Source organism: Litorivita pollutaquae (genome assembly GCF_003205515.1).
Lineage (GTDB): Bacteria > Pseudomonadota > Alphaproteobacteria > Rhodobacterales > Rhodobacteraceae > Litorivita > Litorivita pollutaquae.
This window is the reverse complement of record NZ_KZ826483.1, coordinates 425,945-443,118: the sequence shown is the minus strand read 5'-3', so window position 1 is coordinate 443,118 and position 17,174 is coordinate 425,945. Positions and strand designations below refer to the sequence as shown.

The following is a 17,174-nucleotide window of genomic DNA, read 5'->3' as shown; positions in this document are numbered from 1 at the left end:
ATGAGCGGCAAGGGTAACTGCTATGACAACGCGGCTGTCGAAACCTTCTTCAAAACCATCAAGTCAGAACTGATCTGGCGGCATTCATGGGAAACACGGCGGAAGGCAGAGATCGCGATCTTCGAATGCATTAACGGGTTCTACAATCCGCGCCGCCGACACTCAGCATTAGGCTGGAAAAGCCCGGTCGCTTTTGAACGGAAAGTGGCTTAAACGAGCACTTGGAGCGGCACAAAAGCGTGACAGGTCCACCCAGAATGTCGATGCTAGAATAACCTTTAGATAAGACTTCCGAGGATGCGGTAAATGGAAGGGATCGATGTAAGAAAACCACTGTTTCCGATCCCAACCGTTGTCAGAACATTAAGAACAGAAATAACAGAGTAAGGGACCCGCATTTGCGGCGCTGCATGTGCTCGATATAAGTTCAGAGAGAGAATTAGCCCAACAACAACAAGAAAAACAGGTAGCGCGCGAAATACCGTATCTGGAAAAGTGATTTGCCCCAGTTTAAGCACCCACGATATTCCAACATTAATCAAAACGAAAAATACGCCTTCTCTCACCTTTCATCTCCCTCAATGGCAGATTGTACATCCAGCCATACTATCATTGCGTCATCATCGATATTCATGGAGAGCAGAAGCCCACTCTCGACAAAGCATTAGAAACATTATTTAACGAACTCAAACTGCTTTTGTAACAAGTAGCAATGGGTTACATGAGATCGCTACCGATACAAAATCAAAGCATGTCAATCAACCCATGGGAACCAAGACATGCAACAACGAGAGATTTTGGAGCGTCTTGAGCTGAAGTGGTCCGGCAAAACAGGACAGCTTGTTGATAAGGATTTCGTGGGCCACATGATTGAACAGGCCGCATGTGGCCACTACGACGTTCCCGATCTTGTTCTCTCCGCGGCAGGAAGAGTGGGCACTGCTCTTAAGTTTGGTGTCAGTCACTTTGACAAATTGGATCGAGGTCATATGGAGATGTTGTCGGTGATAATCACGGATATTCTTTTCCGACGGTCGGATCGGCCCGCATAATCTTATTGAAGCACATAACAGACGCGCTCTTGGGCTTTACAGCAATCCGGGTAACCAACAGGTATAATTGAAAGATTTGGTGCGGGCGGTGGGAGTCGAACCCACACGGGCATTCGCCCAACAGATTTTAAGTCTGGTATGTCTACCATTCCATCACGCCCGCATCTGGCGTTGTTCTTCAATTTTCAGTTTCGGGCCTATATCGGGCCTAGAAACCGTCTCGTCTTCGCAACGCCTTGTTCCGTAAGCATATCTCTGCACAGACGCAAGGATTTTAAGTCTGGTATGTCTACCATTCCATCACGCCCGCATCATTCTCCCTATACCCCCCCCGACAGCCAAGGTCGAGAGGTGCCGGGCGTTAAAGCCGGTCACCAAGGGCAGTTTCCTTCACTGCCTCCATCGCCACATAGGTCGAAGTCGACGCCACATGCGGCAAGGTTGAAATATCTTCCGCCAGAACCCTGCGGTATTCGGCCATATCCTGTGTGCGCACCTTGAGCAGGTAGTCGAAATTTCCTGCAATCATATGCGCTTGTTCGATGGCGCCGACCTTGGAGACCGCTGCATTGAACGCCGCCAAAGCCGCCTCGCGCGTGTCAGTGAGCCGCACTTCGGCAAAGGCAATGTGATCGAACCCGAGCCGGATCGGATTGACCATGGCCCGATATCCGGTGATCACCCCCGCCTCTTCCAGTCGCCGCAGCCGTGCTTGGGTCGGGGATTTCGACAACCCGATGCGTTTGGCCAGATCAGTGATCGAAATACGCCCATCCGAAGCCAGAACCGCAAGAATCGACCGATCAAACCGATCCATGTCTGAAAAATCACTTTGCATCTTTTCTGCCCATTATTCAGTCTAATTCCCTACAATATTCGATCATCACGGAAATTTAGCAACATATATTCGCGCTATCATGCTAAAAATGACTGGAGCCAAATCATGCATCGCCCCCCTGCCCGCCCCGCCATTGACAGCAAAACCTTCGACACGTCCGACGCACATCTGGCGGAGCTGATCGCTGCGGCCAATCTTTCGGTCGATGACCGCGCCACCATTGCCGCACGCGCCGCCTCATTGGTGCGCAAAATCCGCAGCACCGCACGCCCCGGATTGATGGAGGTCTTCCTCGCGGAATATGGGTTGTCGACCGACGAAGGCATCGCCTTGATGTGTTTGGCCGAAGCGCTGCTTCGCGTGCCGGACAGCCCGACCATTGATGCGCTGATCGAGGACAAAATCGCCCCCTCCGACTGGGCCGGCCACTTGGGGCGCTCGACCTCGCCGCTGGTCAATGCCTCGACCTGGGCGCTGCTGTTGACGGGGCGGGTGCTCAACCCCGCATCAGGCGGTCCCGTGGCGCATTTGCGCGGCGCGTTGCGGCGTCTGGGCGAACCGGTGATCCGTGCCGCCGTCGGCCGCGCGATGCGCGAAATGGGGCGGCAATTTGTATTGGGCGAAACCATCACCGCAGCCATGCGCCGCGCCGCCGAGGACGAAGAAAACGGCTATCGCTATTCTTACGACATGCTCGGCGAAGCCGCCCGTACCGCCCAGGATGCCCAAGCCTATTTCGACGCCTATCTGACGGCGATAAAATCCATTTCTTCGGCATGTGACAGCGACGATCCGCGCCAGAACCCCGGCATTTCAATCAAACTTTCAGCCCTCTACCCCCGGTATGAAGAGGCACAACATGCAAAGGTTTTATCCGTTCTCACGCCGCGGGTTATTGCGCTATGCGTTGCGGCCAAATCGGCCAACATGGGCCTCAACATCGACGCCGAGGAAGCCGCGCGGCTCGCGCTTTCGCTTGATGTGATCGAAGCCGCACTGGCCGACCCCGCTTTGGCAGGGTGGCAGGGATTCGGCGTTGTGGTCCAAGCCTATGCGCCGCGCGCCAGCACGGTGATTGACTGGCTATGCTCGCAAGCGAAAACCCACAATCGCCGGCTGATGGTGCGGTTGGTCAAAGGTGCATATTGGGACAGTGAAATCAAATGGGCACAGGTCAAGGGGCTTAGCGGTTTTCCGGTCTGGACCGAGAAAGCCCAAACCGACGTAAGCTACCTGTCCTGCGCGCGCAAATTGCTTGAGGCACGGGCGCATCTGTATCCACAGTTCGCCACCCATAACGCCCATAGCGCCGCCGCAGTTTTACATATGGCCACCGCCCTTGGCGTGCAAAAAACCGAATTCGAATTTCAACGCCTGCACGGGATGGGCGCGGCCTTGCATGGATTTTTGCACCGCGACGAGGGCGCCGCCTGCCGGATCTATGCGCCGGTCGGTGCACACCGGGACTTGCTGGCCTATCTGGTGCGGCGGCTTTTGGAAAACGGTGCCAATTCCAGCTTCGTCAACCAAATCGTCGATGAAGATGTCGCGCCCGAAACCGTGGCTGCGGATCCGTTTGCCGCCATAACGTCCGGTGCGACCGCCGCGCACGCCCTGCGCCGTGGCAGCGATCTTTTTGCCCCCGAACGCGCCAATGCAAAGGGTTGGGATTTGGACCATCGCCCGACATTGGCTGCCATCGAAGCGGCCCGCGCGCCATTTGCGCAAGCGCTGTGGACCGCCGCGCCGCGACTGGCGGAGGGCCCCTCTCAAGACGTGGCCAAAACCATGCCCGTCCACAGCCCCGCCAGTGGTGCAATAATCGGCCATGTCGCTGCCGCCACACGCACCGATATCGCCGCCGCATTTGCAGGGGCCGCCCCATGGAACGTGCCCTGCCCCACACGCAAGGGAACATTGAATCGAGCCGCCGATCTCTTCGAGATGCACTTCGGCGAAATCTTTGCCCTGTTGGCGCATGAGGCGGGAAAAACCCAACCCGATGCGGTCGCGGAATTACGCGAAGCTGTTGATTTCCTGCGCTATTACGCCGCGCAGGCAACCGATCGCCCCGGCGAGGCGCGGATTTTTGCCTGCATCGCGCCATGGAACTTTCCCTTGGCTATTTTTACCGGCCAAATCGCCGCCGCGCTGGCTATGGGACAAGCGGTGATCGCCAAACCCGCAGGGCAAACCCCGTTGATCGCAGATCTGGCAGTGCGCCTGTTGCTGCAAGCGGGCGTGCCGCAGGCGGCATTACAACTGCTCCCCGGCGGGCCGGACGTCGGCGCCGCGCTTACCGCCCATGCCCGTCTTGGCGGTGTGGCCTTCACCGGATCGACCGCCACAGCATTGAAAATTCGCAGCGCGATGGCCGCCCACGGGCCCGCCGGTGCACCGTTGATTGCCGAAACCGGCGGATTAAACGCCATGCTGGTCGACAGCACCGCGCTGCCCGAACAGGCGGTGCAATCCGTGATCGAAAGCGCGTTTCAATCGGCGGGACAGCGCTGCTCCGCCCTGCGCTGTCTCTATGTTCAAGACGACATCGCAGACGGGTTTACCAAAATGCTCACCGGTGCAATGGACCTGTTGGAAACTGGCGCCCCATGGCACTTGCACACCGACAGCGGACCGGTGATTGACGACGAGGCCGCGCAAAATATCCGCGCTTACATCGAAGCCGCCAGCGCCGAAGGCCGGCTGCTCCACCAAGGCAGAGTGTCCAGCGATCTGCCTGCGGCGGCGGCGCAGCGGTTCATCCCGCCCACCCTTATCGCAGTAGACGGCATCACCGATATGAACCGCGAGGTTTTCGGACCTGTGCTGCATATCGCCCGGTTCCGCGCCTGCGATTTGACCCGCGTTATCGACGATATAAATGCCACCGGATACGGATTGACCTTCGGCCTGCACAGCCGGATCGACGACCGTGTCGATGCCATTGCCAGCACAATCCATGCCGGCAATACCTATATCAACCGCAATCAGATCGGCGCTATCGTCGGCAGCCAACCCTTTGGCGGAGAGGGGCTATCCGGCACTGGACCAAAAGCTGGCGGACCACTCTACTTGCCGCGATTTGCCCCGCATTCCATAACTCAGAACAATACCGCAGCGTGGGAACGCTCCATGCCGCGCGCACAGGTTGTAAAAGCCTTGCAAGAGGCCGCCGCCGCCGCCATCACCCTGCCAGATCCACAGCGGCTGCCAGGTCCGACCGGCGAACTGAACCGGCTGGGATTTGCCGCGCGCCTTCCAGCGCTTTGCCTTGGGCCAAGCCCCGCCGCCGCCGCCGCCCAAGCCGCCGCCATCGCACGCCTTGGTGGCCGTGCCGCTCCGGCAACGGGCCGCATTGATCCTGCGATGCTCTGCGATTTGGAGGGATTCAGCGCGGTGATATTCTGGGGGCCCGCCGGTGAGGCGCGCGCCTATGCACAGACTTTGGCGACGCGCGCGGGGCCAATCCTGCCGTTGATCACCACCTGGCCGGATCTGGCCCATGTGGTCCACGAACGGCATCTTTGCGTCGACACCACCGCAGCCGGGGGCAATGCCGCCTTGCTCAGCGCCATGTCATAAGCACAATGTCTTAAACACAAAGTCGGGACTGGCGCTCTGACGTCTTGACCTTGGATGCAAACCCCCGCAGCGTGGTGGCATGTTTCCAATCCGCGATCACAACCCATCAGGGTGCACGCCCTATGTCACCTATGCGCTGATTGCGATGAATGTCGCAATTTTCCTGTCCTATTGGGGATTGTTTTCTAACGAGCGCGCGCTGGCGGGATTCTTCTATTCCTGGGCGGTGATCCCCAACCAGATCAGCGATGGCCTAGGTTATCACACGTTGATCAGTTCGATGTTTCTGCACGGCGGGGTGATGCACCTGGCGGGCAATATGTTGTTCTTGTGGATCTTTGGCGACAATTTGGAAGACAAGATGGGGCATATGGCCTATCTGGCCTTCTATCTGGTCTGCGGGATCGGCGCCGGGCTGGCGCAGGTGTTGTCCGAGCCAAGTTCTGCGGTACCTACAGTCGGCGCATCGGGCGCAATTGCCGGGGTCATGGGCGGGTATTTGTTACTCTTCCCCAAGGCCAAGGTCGACATTCTTTTGATCTTCATCATCTTTTTCAGGGTCATCACCGTGCCTGCCTATTTGATGCTCGGCCTGTGGTTCGGGCTGCAACTGGTCTCCAGCTTCGGATCGAACCCGCTTGAAGGCGGCGTCGCCTATTGGGCGCATTCGGGCGGATTTCTCATTGGTGTGGGGCTGACCTTGCCGCTGTTTGTGCGTTACGGCGGAAGGCGATACTGGAACCGAACCCAAGGCCAACCGCCGCATCCCAACGCAACCTATGAAATGCGGCGCACCGCCATTCCGCGGGTAAAGCGCAAATAGGGCGCGGGCGCTTCGCGGCCTTTGGACGCCAATCAAACACCATACGCAATGGAAAAGATCGGAAGGCCGGATATGTCTCACGCTTATACGCTCACATGCCACTGCGGCGCGGTGGCCTTATCGGTACAGCTCAGCGACGGGCTGTCCACGGCGCGGCGGTGCGATTGTTCATTCTGCAGACGGCGCGGCGCGATGGCGGTTTCTGCGCCATTGGACGGGCTCAAGGTCTTGCGCGGCGAGGACGCCTTGACGCTTTACCAATTCGGGACCGGCACCGCGAAACACTATTTTTGTAAACATTGCGGGAACTACACCCACCATCAAAGGCGGTCCAATCCGAATGAATACGGGGTGAATGCCGGTTGCCTCGAGGGCGTGAACCCGCGCGACTTGGATCCTGTGCCATGGGTGGACGGGATCCACCATCCGAGCGACCGATAGGACGCATAGGTCGAAGCGGCAGGATGCCTCCGGCGGGGATATTTTCAGAAAGCAGAAAGGCCGGGATCAGCCTTTACGGATCACTTTGGCGAACTGGTCGAAAATCGGTTCATTCGACGCGATGACTTGGCCGTCATCCACGATATTGCGCCCCGCATCAATGGGTTCAACAAAACCGCCCGCCTCTTTGACGATCAAGATGCCTGCGGCAAGGTCCCATGGTTGCAAGCGGCGCTCCCAAAACCCTTCGTAGCGGCCGGCCGCCACATAGGCGAGATCAAGCGAGGCCGCGCCAAAGCGGCGCACGCCGGCAGTGGCCGGCAAAAGGCGCGCGAGGTCTTGCAAGGTGTCAGGCAGATCTGCGCGCCCCGCAAAAGGCAGGCCAGTGGCGAAAATGCTTTCGATCATCCGGTGACGGGCCGACACACGCAGGCGGCTTTCGTTGAGCCAAGCGCCTTCGCCTTTTTCGGCATGGAACAATTCATCCTTGCAAGGATCATACACCACGCCCGCAACGATATTTCCCTTATGCTCAAGGGCAATCGACACTGCGAAATGCGGCAAACCATGCAGGTAATTCGTGGTGCCATCGAGCGGATCCACGATCCAGCGGCGGGTCGGATCCGACCCCGGGATCTCGCGCCCCTCTTCTTCGGCCAGCCATCCATAGGTCGGGCGCGCGGTCATCAATTCGTCTTTGATAATCTTCTCGGCGGCGATATCGGCGCGGCTGACAAAATCGCCCGCGCCTTTGGTCGAGGCTTGCAGGTTCTCGACTTCGCGGAAGTCTTTCGCCAAGGAGCGGCCCGCCTTGCGTGCGGCTTTGATCATCACATTGAGGTTGGCGCTCTGCATGTCACTTGCTCCTTTGCATCAGGGCGCGCGTATACGCCGATGCGCCGCGCTTGCCAAGGCATTGATTGGCCTTTGGGTTAAGGCGGCTTTGCCCGCGCTATGCCATTTGCAGTTTCTTGGCCTCGATCCCCGCCAACCGGATCAGATCGGCCATAAACGGCTTATTCAGATCATCGGTGCGCGTGGCCGCATAAAGCCGTTTGGTCACGCCAGTCTCGGTCAGCGGGCGGGTGATGTAATCGGAGGAATATTTCACCTCGCGCACCACCCAATCGGGCAAAACCGACACGCCGCGGTTCGATGCCACGAGCAGCAAGATCACAGCGGTCAATTCGACCTGACGCACGGCGGCGGGTTCGACTTTGGCCGGTGTCAGGAGTTCCGAGAAAATATCCAGCCGCGCGCGATCCACCGGATAGGTAATCAACGTCTCGCCGCGAAAATCCTCGGCGTCGATATATTTCTTTTGCGCCAATGGATGATGCGCCGAGGCGACGAAGACCGGCGCATAGTCAAACAGCGGACTAAACGTCACGCCGGGGAGATCTTCGGGATCGGAGGAGACAACAACGTCCACCTCTTCTTTCATCAAGGCAGGCAGCGCGTCAAAGGCCAAACCGGGGCGGATATCGACATCCACATCGCCCCATGTTTTGCGAAATTTTTCAAGCACCGGAAACAGCCATTCAAAACAGGCATGGCATTCAATGGCGATATGAAGCCGCCCCACCGATCCGTCACGCAGGCCGGAAAATTCGCCTTCCAACGCTTCAATCTCTGGCAGGATCTTTTCGGCAAGGCGCAAAAGCCGCATTCCCGCCGCAGAAAGCTTCAAAGGTTTGGAGCGGCGCACGAACAATTCGACCCCTGCCTGATCCTCGAGCCCCTTGATCTGGTGCGACAGGGCGGACTGTGTTATGTGCAGCTGGTCCGCTGCCCGGGCCAAACCGCCCGCCTGATGAATGGCACGGATGGTGCGCAAATGCCGGAATTCGATATGCACGTATGAGCCACTTTCATCTTCGTGTTGAGATTTATGAAATTGTTTCACAATCGTATCTATGCGACAAGATGAAAAATCTATATCAGGTGCCATATGACACAGACCGCTAAGACCAAGACGCCGAACATCAGTTTCGAGTTCTTCCCGCCGCAAAACCTCGAAGCCTCCTTCCGGCTTTGGGATACTGCGCGCGCATTGGCCCCGTTAGACCCGACATTCGTATCGGTGACCTATGGTGCTGGTGGCACGACCCGCGAATTGACCCATGATGCTGTGGCAACGATCCATAAAAACTATGGGCTGAACATGGCGGCGCATTTGACATGCGTTTCGGCCACGCGCGACGAAACCCTTGCAATTGCAAACTCTTATGCCGACGCAGGTGTGACAGAAATCGTTGCGCTGCGCGGGGATCCCCCCAAGGGTAGCACTGGGTTCGAACCGCATCCGGGCGGGTTCAACAACTCCATCGAGTTGATCGAAGCCTTGGCCGAGACCGGAAAATTCCGCCTGCGCGTCGGCGCCTATCCGGAAAAACACCCCGAAGCGCGCGACACCGCCGCCGATGTGGAATTCCTCAAGCGCAAGATCGACGCGGGCGCCCATAGCGCCATCACGCAGTTTTTCTTTGAGGCCGACACTTTCTTTCGCTTCCGCGATGCCTGCGTGAAGGCCGGGATCGACGCGCCGATCATTCCGGGCATCTTGCCGATTGAAAATTGGAAAGGCACGCGCAATTTTGCCCGTCGCTGTGGCACCTCGGTGCCGCAATGGCTCGACGATGCCTTTGAAAATGCCGCCGCGCAGGGGCAAGAGGGTCTTTTGTCCACGGCGCAATGCACCGAACTGTGCAGCGATCTCTTGGAGGGCGGCGTTGAGGATTTGCATTTCTACACGCTCAACAAACCGGCTCTGACCCGTGATGTGTGTCATGCGCTTGGCGTGATGCCGAAAGCGTCTCTCGAAAACGTTGCGTAACGGGATACCGCCCCGACGCCTCCACATCTTGCACCGCGCCGCCCCGCCCGCCACTCTGGCGCGCAATTTGGGGCGGCGCGGTTTGCTTTTGGCATCATCGCGCGCCCCGTCGCCACGAGGAATGACGCAGACATGACCAATGCCCCCTATATCGCCCCGAACACGCGCAACTACGCCAAAAGCCCTGCCGATTTACCGGACCCGAGCCTCGCCCTGTCGCGATCGGGATTGGAATCCATGCAAGCGATGATGGCCGGTGAAACCGCAGGGCCACCGATTTCCGAGGGTATGAATTACGCCATCGACACCGTCGAAGAGGGCCGCGTGGTGTTTCGCGGTGCGCCGCTCTTTGCCCATTGCAATCCGATGGGCACGGTTCATGGCGGGTGGTATGGCACCATATTGGACAGCTGCATGGCCTGCGCGGTGATGACCATGGTGCCGCAAGGATCGACCTATACCACATTGGAATACAAGGTGAATATCACCCGCGCCATTCCCGTCGGAACAGAAGTGATCGCCGTGGGCAACGTTCAACACGCCGGGCGGTCCACCGGGGTTGCAAATGGTGAAATTCGCGGGGCACAGGATGGCAAACTATACGCCACCGGATCGACGACCTGCATCATCATGAAGGTCGGCTAACGCCTGCGACGCAGAACCGCGCCGATCTCGTGACCCAGCACCGCCGCTGCGGACAGCACGCCGCGCGGCATTCGGACCAACAGGCCGGAAAACTCCGCAACCGGCAACGACCTCAACGTCAGGCTTGTAGCGTCCGTATGCTGCGCCATCGGTTCGGGTGCCGGCTGCACCTCGGCCCGTTGCAACAGGCCCAATTGCACATCGCGGCCCATTGCGGTGCCATGAAGCCGTTCGGACGGATCGCGCCCGATTTGCCGTCGCCGCCGCAGCAAGAACAACTTGCCCCACCCGCGCCACGTGCCCACCGAGGGGGCATCGGGGTTGACCTCGAAACCGCCGCGCCAATCCGGCGGCAGGCTTAACCCGCAAGCTTCGGCGCGCTCCAACATCCAGACCAGCGGTATATTCGACAGGGGCCGCGCGGCGTCGCGCCCGCTCAGTTGCCCGCCAACATCGCCATGCGCGCCGGGGAACCAGACCTGTTCAATGCGCCCCGCCGCGCATTTTCGGCTGTCCCAAAGTTCGGGCGCAAAGACCAATCGCGTCTCGTCCAACGCCAGCGCGTGAAAACCGCGCTGCACCGAAGGGCCAAGCTCGTGATTGTGAAACGCATGCGCCTCTTCGGTCCATTTCCACAAGATCGGCAACCGCAGGCCCAGCGCCTTGACCGTGTCCCAAACCCCGACCATTTCAATCCGGCAGGTCGCATGACTATGGGCGGCACGAAACGCTTTACTCGCCGCGCCACCGACGGCACCTTGGTAATGACGATATGCATCGCGGATGTTGCGTTCGTTCGCGGCGTCCTTGCGCAACAATCCCACCGTATCGATCACCCCCGCAAGGCTGCGCACCGCATAGGCGCCGCGTGAATAGCCGAACAAATAGATCGTGTCGCCGTCCTGATACCGGCTGGCGAGCCACCCGTAGGCGCGGCGGATTTGCCGGTTGATCCCCCGCCCCATAAGCACATCGGGGGTGGAGCGCCAATCAGCCCATTGCACCCCCGCCTCGTAATAGACGCTCGCGCCCGTGCCGGACAAAAGCCGGTAAGTCAGCCCCGCGTTCGTCTCAAACCCCACGTCGAGCGAGGACATCGTTCCGTCCAATATGACCACATGGGCCATAGGCGCACGCCCCGCACGGGCGGGTTGGGATTTGCCGCGCCGCCGTCCGGGCCATAGATGCGCAAAAAGCGCCTTATTGAGCTGTCGCCACCGCATCTTCCATCATCTTCCATACTCTCACGGGGGTGAAGGGCATGTCTGCCCGCCGCACCCCGCGCACCCAAAGCGCATCCAGCACCGCATTTGCGGTGGCCGCCATTGACCCGACTGTACCCGCCTCGCCGCAACCCTTCATCCCCATGGGATTGGCTGTCGAGGGCACCGGCAGGGTTTCAAACCCGTACATGGGCACATCATCGGCGCGCGGCATGGCGTAGTCCATGAACGTTGCCGTGAGCAATTGCCCGTCGCCGTCATATCCCACATGTTCCATCAACGCCTGTCCGATGCCTTGGGCGACGCCGCCATGCACCTGCCCTTCGGCCAACATGGGATTAATAAGGTTACCAAAATCATCAGCCACCGTATAGGATTTGACCGCCACATCGCCGGTCTCGCCGTCCACCTCGACCTCGCAAATATGTGCGCCATTGGGGTATGAGCGCCCCGGCAAAGTGGTCGTTTCCTCATGCACCAACAAATCCATGCGCCCGTCATCGCGCGCCATTTCGGCGGCCTCCAAAAGCGTCGGTGTCATGTTGGACCCTGCCGCGCGGAAGGTTTCAGCGTCAAAGGTGATCTGCGCCGCCTCGACCCCCATTTTATCGGCCAAATAAGGCCTGAAGGCTTCGACCATCGTGCCGACCGTCGCCAATGTCGCGGTGCTTTGCGTGGTGACAGAGCGCGACCCGCCCGTGCCGCCGCCGGTTTTGATCCGGTCGCTATCGCCCTGCACAACGCCGATCAGATCCGCCGGAATACCGGTTTGATCCGACAGAAACTGCGCATAGACCGTTTCGTGGCCCTGCCCGCCCGATTGCGTGCCGACATAGATGCTCACCGTGCCATCCTCGTTAAATTCCACTTTCGCGGTCTCCGAAGGATCGCCCATAATGCTTTCGATATAATAACAAATGCCAAGACCGCGCAAATTGCCTCTATTTTCGGCGGCACGGCGGCGGGCGGCAAATCCTTTGACATCGGCTTTGGCCTCGGCGCGGTCCAAAAGGCGCGCAAATGCGCCAACGTCATAGGTTTCGCCCGTGACCGAGGTATAGGGAAAATCGCCCTCTTTGATAAAGTTGATCCGGCGCAGGTCAAACGGATCGACGCCGAGTTCGCGCGCCGCCATATCCATCACCCGCTCCAGCAGGTAAATCGCCTCTGGCCGGCCCGCGCCGCGATAGGCATCGACTTGCGTGGTGTTGGTATAGAACCCTTGGGTGTTCATATAAAGCGTCTGACAATCATATGTGCCCATCACCACGCGGGCAAAGAGATGCGATTGAATGGCTTGGCCAAACTGCGAATTATAGGCCCCAAGATTGCAGCGGGTGTTGACGCGGTATCCGGTGATGCGGTGGTTTTCATCAAACCCCATCTCGACCGTATGGGTCAAATCGCGCCCCGCATTGTCCGACAGCATCGCTTCGGTGCGCTCCGACATCCACCGCACCGGACGGCCCAAAACCATCGCCGCATGGCTAAGGGCGATATATTCGGGATAACTCATCCCCTTCATGCCGAAACCGCCGCCGACATCGGGGGTGGTCACGCGGATATTCTCGGCGGGCATATTGAGAACCTTGCCAAGGTAGGCTTTGACGCCCCAGACCCCCTGCCCGTTCACGGCCAAATGCAAACGCCCGTCCGCATATTCGGCATAGGCACCGCGCGGTTCGATTGCATTGACGATGACGCGGTTGTCGTCCACCTCCATCCGCACCACATGGGCGGCATGGGCCATCGCCGCCTCGGTCGCAGCGGCATCGCCGATTTCCCAATCATAGGCGCGGTTATCCGGGGCCTCGTCGTGAATCGGCACATCAGAGGGCACAAGCGCCAGCACAGCAGGCAAATCGTCATACTCGACCTCGATGGCCTCGATCGCATCCATCGCCTGCGCGCGGGTTTCGGCGATGACCATGGCAATCGCCTCGCCGACAAAGCGCAGCTTGCCCTCGGCCAAAATCGGCCGCTTCGGGGCCGTGCCCATGGTGCCATCGCGGTTCGGCATCGTCGCCCCGTCAAGACCGCGAGTGATCCCCGCCGCCAACAGATCGCCGGAGGTTACGACCAAATGCACGCCCGGCATGTCCCGCGCCGCCGAGACATCCACAGATTTGAGCACCGCATGCGCCACGCTGGAACGCAAAAACATCGCAAACAATGCCCCTTGCGGCGCAATATCATCCACATAGCGACCGTGCCCCGTCACCAAGCGCAAATCCTCGCGCCGCTTCACCGGCTGGCTTTTTCCGAATTTTTCCATGGCTGGCGCCCCCTATGCTCGCAGGCATCCCCCCGCACTATGGCGGGCGATCCTGCCGCGTGTCAGCGTAAAGCAGCCGCCGCACTTGTAAAGGCACCGCCCGCGCAAACTGCTCAGTGTTTTTCTACAGATGCGAAATCCTGCACAGCGCCGCGCAAACGCACCCCAAAAGACCTGCGCGCACTTCCCCTTGGCCGATACATTCGGTAAACCCGCCGCAACCCTGTTTGACCGACCCGAAAGGCACGCCCCATGGCCATGGAAAAGACATTCGACGCAGCAAAAGCCGAAAAGCGCATCTATGAGGCGTGGGAAACGTCCGGCGCATTCAAAGCCGGTGCGAATAAATCGCGCGACGAGAGCTTTACCATCATGATCCCGCCGCCCAATGTCACCGGCGCGCTGCATGTGGGCCACGCCTTTAACAACACGCTGCAAGACATTTTGGTGCGCTGGCACCGGATGCGGGGCTTTGACACGCTTTGGCAACCGGGTCAGGACCACGCAGGCATTGCCACGCAATTGCAGGTCGAAAAAATGCTGGCCGCCAATGGCGAGCCGGGCCGCCGCGATTTGGGCCGCGAGGCATTCCTCGAAAAGGTGTGGGAGTGGAAAGGCCAATATGGCGATACCATCATCAACCAACTCAAACGCCTTGGCTCGACCTGTGACTGGTCGCGCAACGCCTTTACCATGTCCGGTGCGCCCGGTGCGCCCGACGCGGACAGCAAAGGCAATTTCCACGATGCGGTGATCAAGGTTTTCGTCAAAATGTACGAGGACGGATTGATCACCCGCGGCAAGCGTTTGGTGAATTGGGATCCGCATTTCGAAACCGCGATTTCCGATCTGGAAGTCGAAAACATCGAAACCCCCGGCCATATGTGGCACTTTAAATATCCGCTCGCGGGCGGAGCCACCTACGAATACGTCGAGAAAGACGAAGACGGCAATGTCACCCTGCGCGAGACCCGCGATTACATTTCGATCGCCACCACGCGGCCCGAAACCATGTTGGGCGATGGCGCGGTGGCCGTGCACCCCGACGACGAACGCTATGCGCCCATCGTTGGCACATTGTGCGAAATTCCGGTGGGGCCGAAAGAGCACCGGCGCTTGATCCCGATCATCACCGACACATACCCCGATATGACCTTTGGCTCCGGCGCGGTGAAGATCACCGGCGCGCATGATTTCAACGACAATGAGGTCGCCAAACGCGGCGGATTGCCGATGTACCGCCTGATGGACACGCGCGGCGCGATGCGCAGCGATGGCGCCTCCTACGAGGACTGCGCGGCCCGCGCGGGTGAAATATCCAAAGGCGCGGCGTTCACCGAGGCCGAGATCGACACGTTGAACCTGATCCCCGAGGCATTGCGCGGGATGGACCGGTTCGAGGCGCGCAAAGCCGTGGTGCAGCAGATCACCGATGAAGGCCTCGCGGTGATGACCACAGTGACCCGCAAGGTCAAAGACGACGACGGCAACGAGAGCGACGTCACCCAAACCGTGCCCTATGTCGAAAACAAACCGATCATGCAGCCCTTTGGCGACCGCTCCAAGGTTGTGATCGAACCGATGCTCACCGATCAATGGTTTGTCGACACGCAAAAAATCGTCGGGCCAGCCTTGGATGCGGTGAAATCCGGCCGCGTCAAAATCATGCCCGAAAGCGGCGAAAAAGTATATTACCATTGGCTCGAGAACATCGAACCTTGGTGCATCTCGCGGCAATTGTGGTGGGGACATCAAATTCCGGTTTGGTATGGCCTTGACCTCTCGGCCCCGGATTTTGTCGATGACGAGGGCGACGGCGCGCTTGATCTGGTGGAAATGCTGCGCTTGCTCAACGATGGCGGCATGTTGCACGCGGGCAACGTGATGCATTGCGCGCCCGACTTCGACGCCGTCACCGAGGCCTTCAAAGGCGAATTGGCCGACACCCCCATGCCGATCAGCACCGCGCGCATTGTCGAGGTCGAAGACCGCAGCGCCGCGATACATCTGCTGGCATCCTCTTTGGCCGATTACACCGCGTCGCAAGATCCGACACATCTGGTCTATCCGGTGTGGCGCGATAGCGATGTGCTCGACACATGGTTCTCCTCCGGTCTTTGGCCGTTCGGCACTTTGGGGTGGCCCGAAGAGACGCCGGAACTAAAAACCTATTTCCCGACCGATGTGCTTATCACCGGACAGGATATCCTGTTCTTTTGGGTCGCACGAATGATGATGATGTCGCATGCCGTTATGGACACCGACCCGTTCCACACCATTTATTTGCACCAGCTCGTGCGCGACGAGAAGGGCAAGAAGATGTCCAAAACCACCGGCAACGTCATTGATCCTCTTGAGATCGTTGACGAATACGGCGCCGACGCTCTGCGCATGACCAACACCGCCATGGCGGCGATTGGCGGGGTTTTGAAACTTTCGGAAGAGCGGATCAAAGGCTATCGCAACTTTGGCACAAAAATCTGGAACGCCGTGCGCTTTGCCGAGATGAACGGTGTCTACGACAAGGGGGCGCCGGCGGCCGATGTGCCAGCGGCCTCTGCCACGGTGAACCAATGGATCATCGGCGAAACCGCCAAAGTGCGCGCCGAAGTGGACGCGGCTCTGGCCGCCTACCGGTTTAATGACGCGGCTTTGGGGCTCTATGCCTTTGTCTGGGGTAAGGTGTGTGATTGGTATGTCGAGCTGTCGAAACCGCTCTTGCAGGGCGAGGATGACGCTCTCAAAGCAGAGACGCAATTGGTCATGGGATGGGTTTTGGATCAATCAATGATCATGCTGCACCCGATCATGCCCTTCATCACAGAAGAGCTTTGGGGGGAAACCGCCGCCAATGGCGCGCCGCGCAGCAAGATGTTGATCCACGCCGATTGGCCGACTTACGGCGCGGAATTGATCACGCCAGAGGCCGACGCCGAGATGAATTGGGTGATCGCATTGATCGAAAACATCCGTTCGGCGCGGGCACAAATGCATGTGCCAGCGGGCCTCAAAGTGCCGATGCTTTATACCGAACTCGACGCGGCGGGCCGCACCGCCTATGCGCAGAACGAGACGATGATCTTGCGCCTCGCGCGGGTCGAGAGCGTCACCGAGGTCAACGATTTCCCCAAAGGCACGGCGACGATCCCCGTGGCGGGCGGCGTGTTTGGTTTGCCCTTGGCGGACATCATCGACGTCGATGAGGAAAAGGCAAGGTTGGAGAAATCCATCGGCAAGCTGGCCAAGGAACTTGGCGGGTTGCGCGGACGCTTGAACAATCCGAAGTTTGCGCAAAGTGCCCCCGAAGAGGTGGTTGCCGAGACGCGCGCCAATTTGGAAGCCCGCGAGGAAGAAGACGCGGCCTTGAAAGCCGCTTTGGCGCGCTTGGCCGAGATCGGTTAGGGCGCCAAAGCCGCCGATGGCAGCGCATGGGGAGCATGCGGGATGCCTCCGGCGGGG

Annotated in this window: 13 protein-coding genes and 1 tRNA gene; 8 read left to right on the top strand and 6 right to left on the bottom strand. The window is 59.2% G+C overall.

The annotated features are described in order from the left end of the window. Together DI396_RS08610 and DI396_RS08605 are read left to right on the top strand one after the other, a co-directional pair. The coding region (locus tag DI396_RS08610) for an integrase core domain-containing protein (protein ID WP_162617188.1) at positions 1–213 on the top strand (213 nt) is incomplete at its 5' end. Positions 214–779: 566 nt separating this feature from the next. Next, a complete protein-coding gene (locus DI396_RS08605) occupies positions 780–1,052 on the top strand; it encodes a hypothetical protein (protein ID WP_110795757.1) in 273 nt (90 codons plus the stop codon). 77 nt (positions 1,053–1,129) lie between these two features. Here the strand turns inward: DI396_RS08605 and DI396_RS08600 are convergent. Beyond that, positions 1,130–1,215 (bottom strand) — tRNA-Leu (locus DI396_RS08600). A 198-nt stretch (positions 1,216–1,413) separates the two neighbouring features. Then, the gene (locus DI396_RS08595) at positions 1,414–1,869 is read right to left on the bottom strand and encodes an Lrp/AsnC family transcriptional regulator (protein WP_407936302.1); all 456 of its coding nucleotides are present in this window, start codon (positions 1,867–1,869) and stop codon (positions 1,414–1,416) included. 126 nt (positions 1,870–1,995) lie between these two features. Here DI396_RS08595 and putA point away from each other — a divergent pair, with 126 nt between their 5' ends. From putA to DI396_RS08580, 3 genes are all read left to right on the top strand, one after another. Further along, a complete protein-coding gene (gene putA / locus DI396_RS08590; protein WP_110795755.1) occupies positions 1,996–5,472 on the top strand; it encodes a bifunctional proline dehydrogenase/L-glutamate gamma-semialdehyde dehydrogenase PutA in 3,477 nt (1,158 codons plus the stop codon). Positions 5,473–5,551: 79 nt separating this feature from the next. Beyond that, complete coding sequence (locus tag DI396_RS08585) at positions 5,552–6,295, top strand: rhomboid family intramembrane serine protease (protein WP_110795754.1); 744 nt, start codon at positions 5,552–5,554, stop codon at positions 6,293–6,295. A gap of 72 nt (positions 6,296–6,367) precedes the next feature. Next, positions 6,368–6,736 carry a GFA family protein gene (locus DI396_RS08580; RefSeq protein WP_110795817.1) on the top strand — a complete coding sequence of 123 codons (369 nt, stop codon included), beginning with the start codon at positions 6,368–6,370 and terminating at the stop codon, positions 6,734–6,736. A gap of 66 nt (positions 6,737–6,802) precedes the next feature. On the opposite strand, the gene DI396_RS08575 is transcribed toward DI396_RS08580, so the two are convergent. Together DI396_RS08575 and DI396_RS08570 are read right to left on the bottom strand one after the other, a co-directional pair. After that, positions 6,803–7,591, bottom strand: coding sequence for an inositol monophosphatase family protein (locus DI396_RS08575; RefSeq protein ID WP_235851790.1), 789 nt, complete (start codon positions 7,589–7,591; stop codon positions 6,803–6,805). 97 nt (positions 7,592–7,688) lie between these two features. Beyond that, positions 7,689–8,594: a LysR family transcriptional regulator gene (locus DI396_RS08570; protein ID WP_110795815.1), complete on the bottom strand. Its 906-nt coding sequence runs from the start codon at positions 8,592–8,594 to the stop codon at positions 7,689–7,691. Between the two features lie 93 nt (positions 8,595–8,687). Between DI396_RS08570 and metF the strand changes: the two genes are divergently transcribed. Together metF and DI396_RS08560 are read left to right on the top strand one after the other, a co-directional pair. Beyond that, complete coding sequence (gene metF / locus DI396_RS08565; RefSeq protein WP_110795753.1) at positions 8,688–9,572, top strand: methylenetetrahydrofolate reductase [NAD(P)H]; 885 nt, start codon at positions 8,688–8,690, stop codon at positions 9,570–9,572. A gap of 132 nt (positions 9,573–9,704) precedes the next feature. Beyond that, positions 9,705–10,217, top strand: coding sequence for a PaaI family thioesterase (locus tag DI396_RS08560; RefSeq protein ID WP_110795752.1), 513 nt, complete (start codon positions 9,705–9,707; stop codon positions 10,215–10,217). Here the strand turns inward: DI396_RS08560 and DI396_RS08555 are convergent. Together DI396_RS08555 and DI396_RS08550 are read right to left on the bottom strand one after the other, a co-directional pair. Beyond that, positions 10,214–11,440, bottom strand: coding sequence for a DUF2235 domain-containing protein (locus DI396_RS08555; RefSeq protein WP_110795751.1), 1,227 nt, complete (start codon positions 11,438–11,440; stop codon positions 10,214–10,216). The two genes, DI396_RS08560 and DI396_RS08555, sit on opposite strands and share 4 nt — an antisense overlap. Next, positions 11,418–13,715: a xanthine dehydrogenase family protein molybdopterin-binding subunit gene (locus DI396_RS08550; protein WP_110795750.1), complete on the bottom strand. Its 2,298-nt coding sequence runs from the start codon at positions 13,713–13,715 to the stop codon at positions 11,418–11,420. Before DI396_RS08550 ends, DI396_RS08555 begins: the two co-directional genes overlap by 23 nt. Positions 13,716–13,967: 252 nt before the next feature. On the opposite strand from DI396_RS08550, the gene DI396_RS08545 reads away from it, so the two are divergent. Beyond that, positions 13,968–17,117 carry a valine--tRNA ligase gene (locus DI396_RS08545; RefSeq protein WP_110795749.1) on the top strand — a complete coding sequence of 1,050 codons (3,150 nt, stop codon included), beginning with the start codon at positions 13,968–13,970 and terminating at the stop codon, positions 17,115–17,117. Positions 17,118–17,174 lie beyond the last annotated feature (57 nt).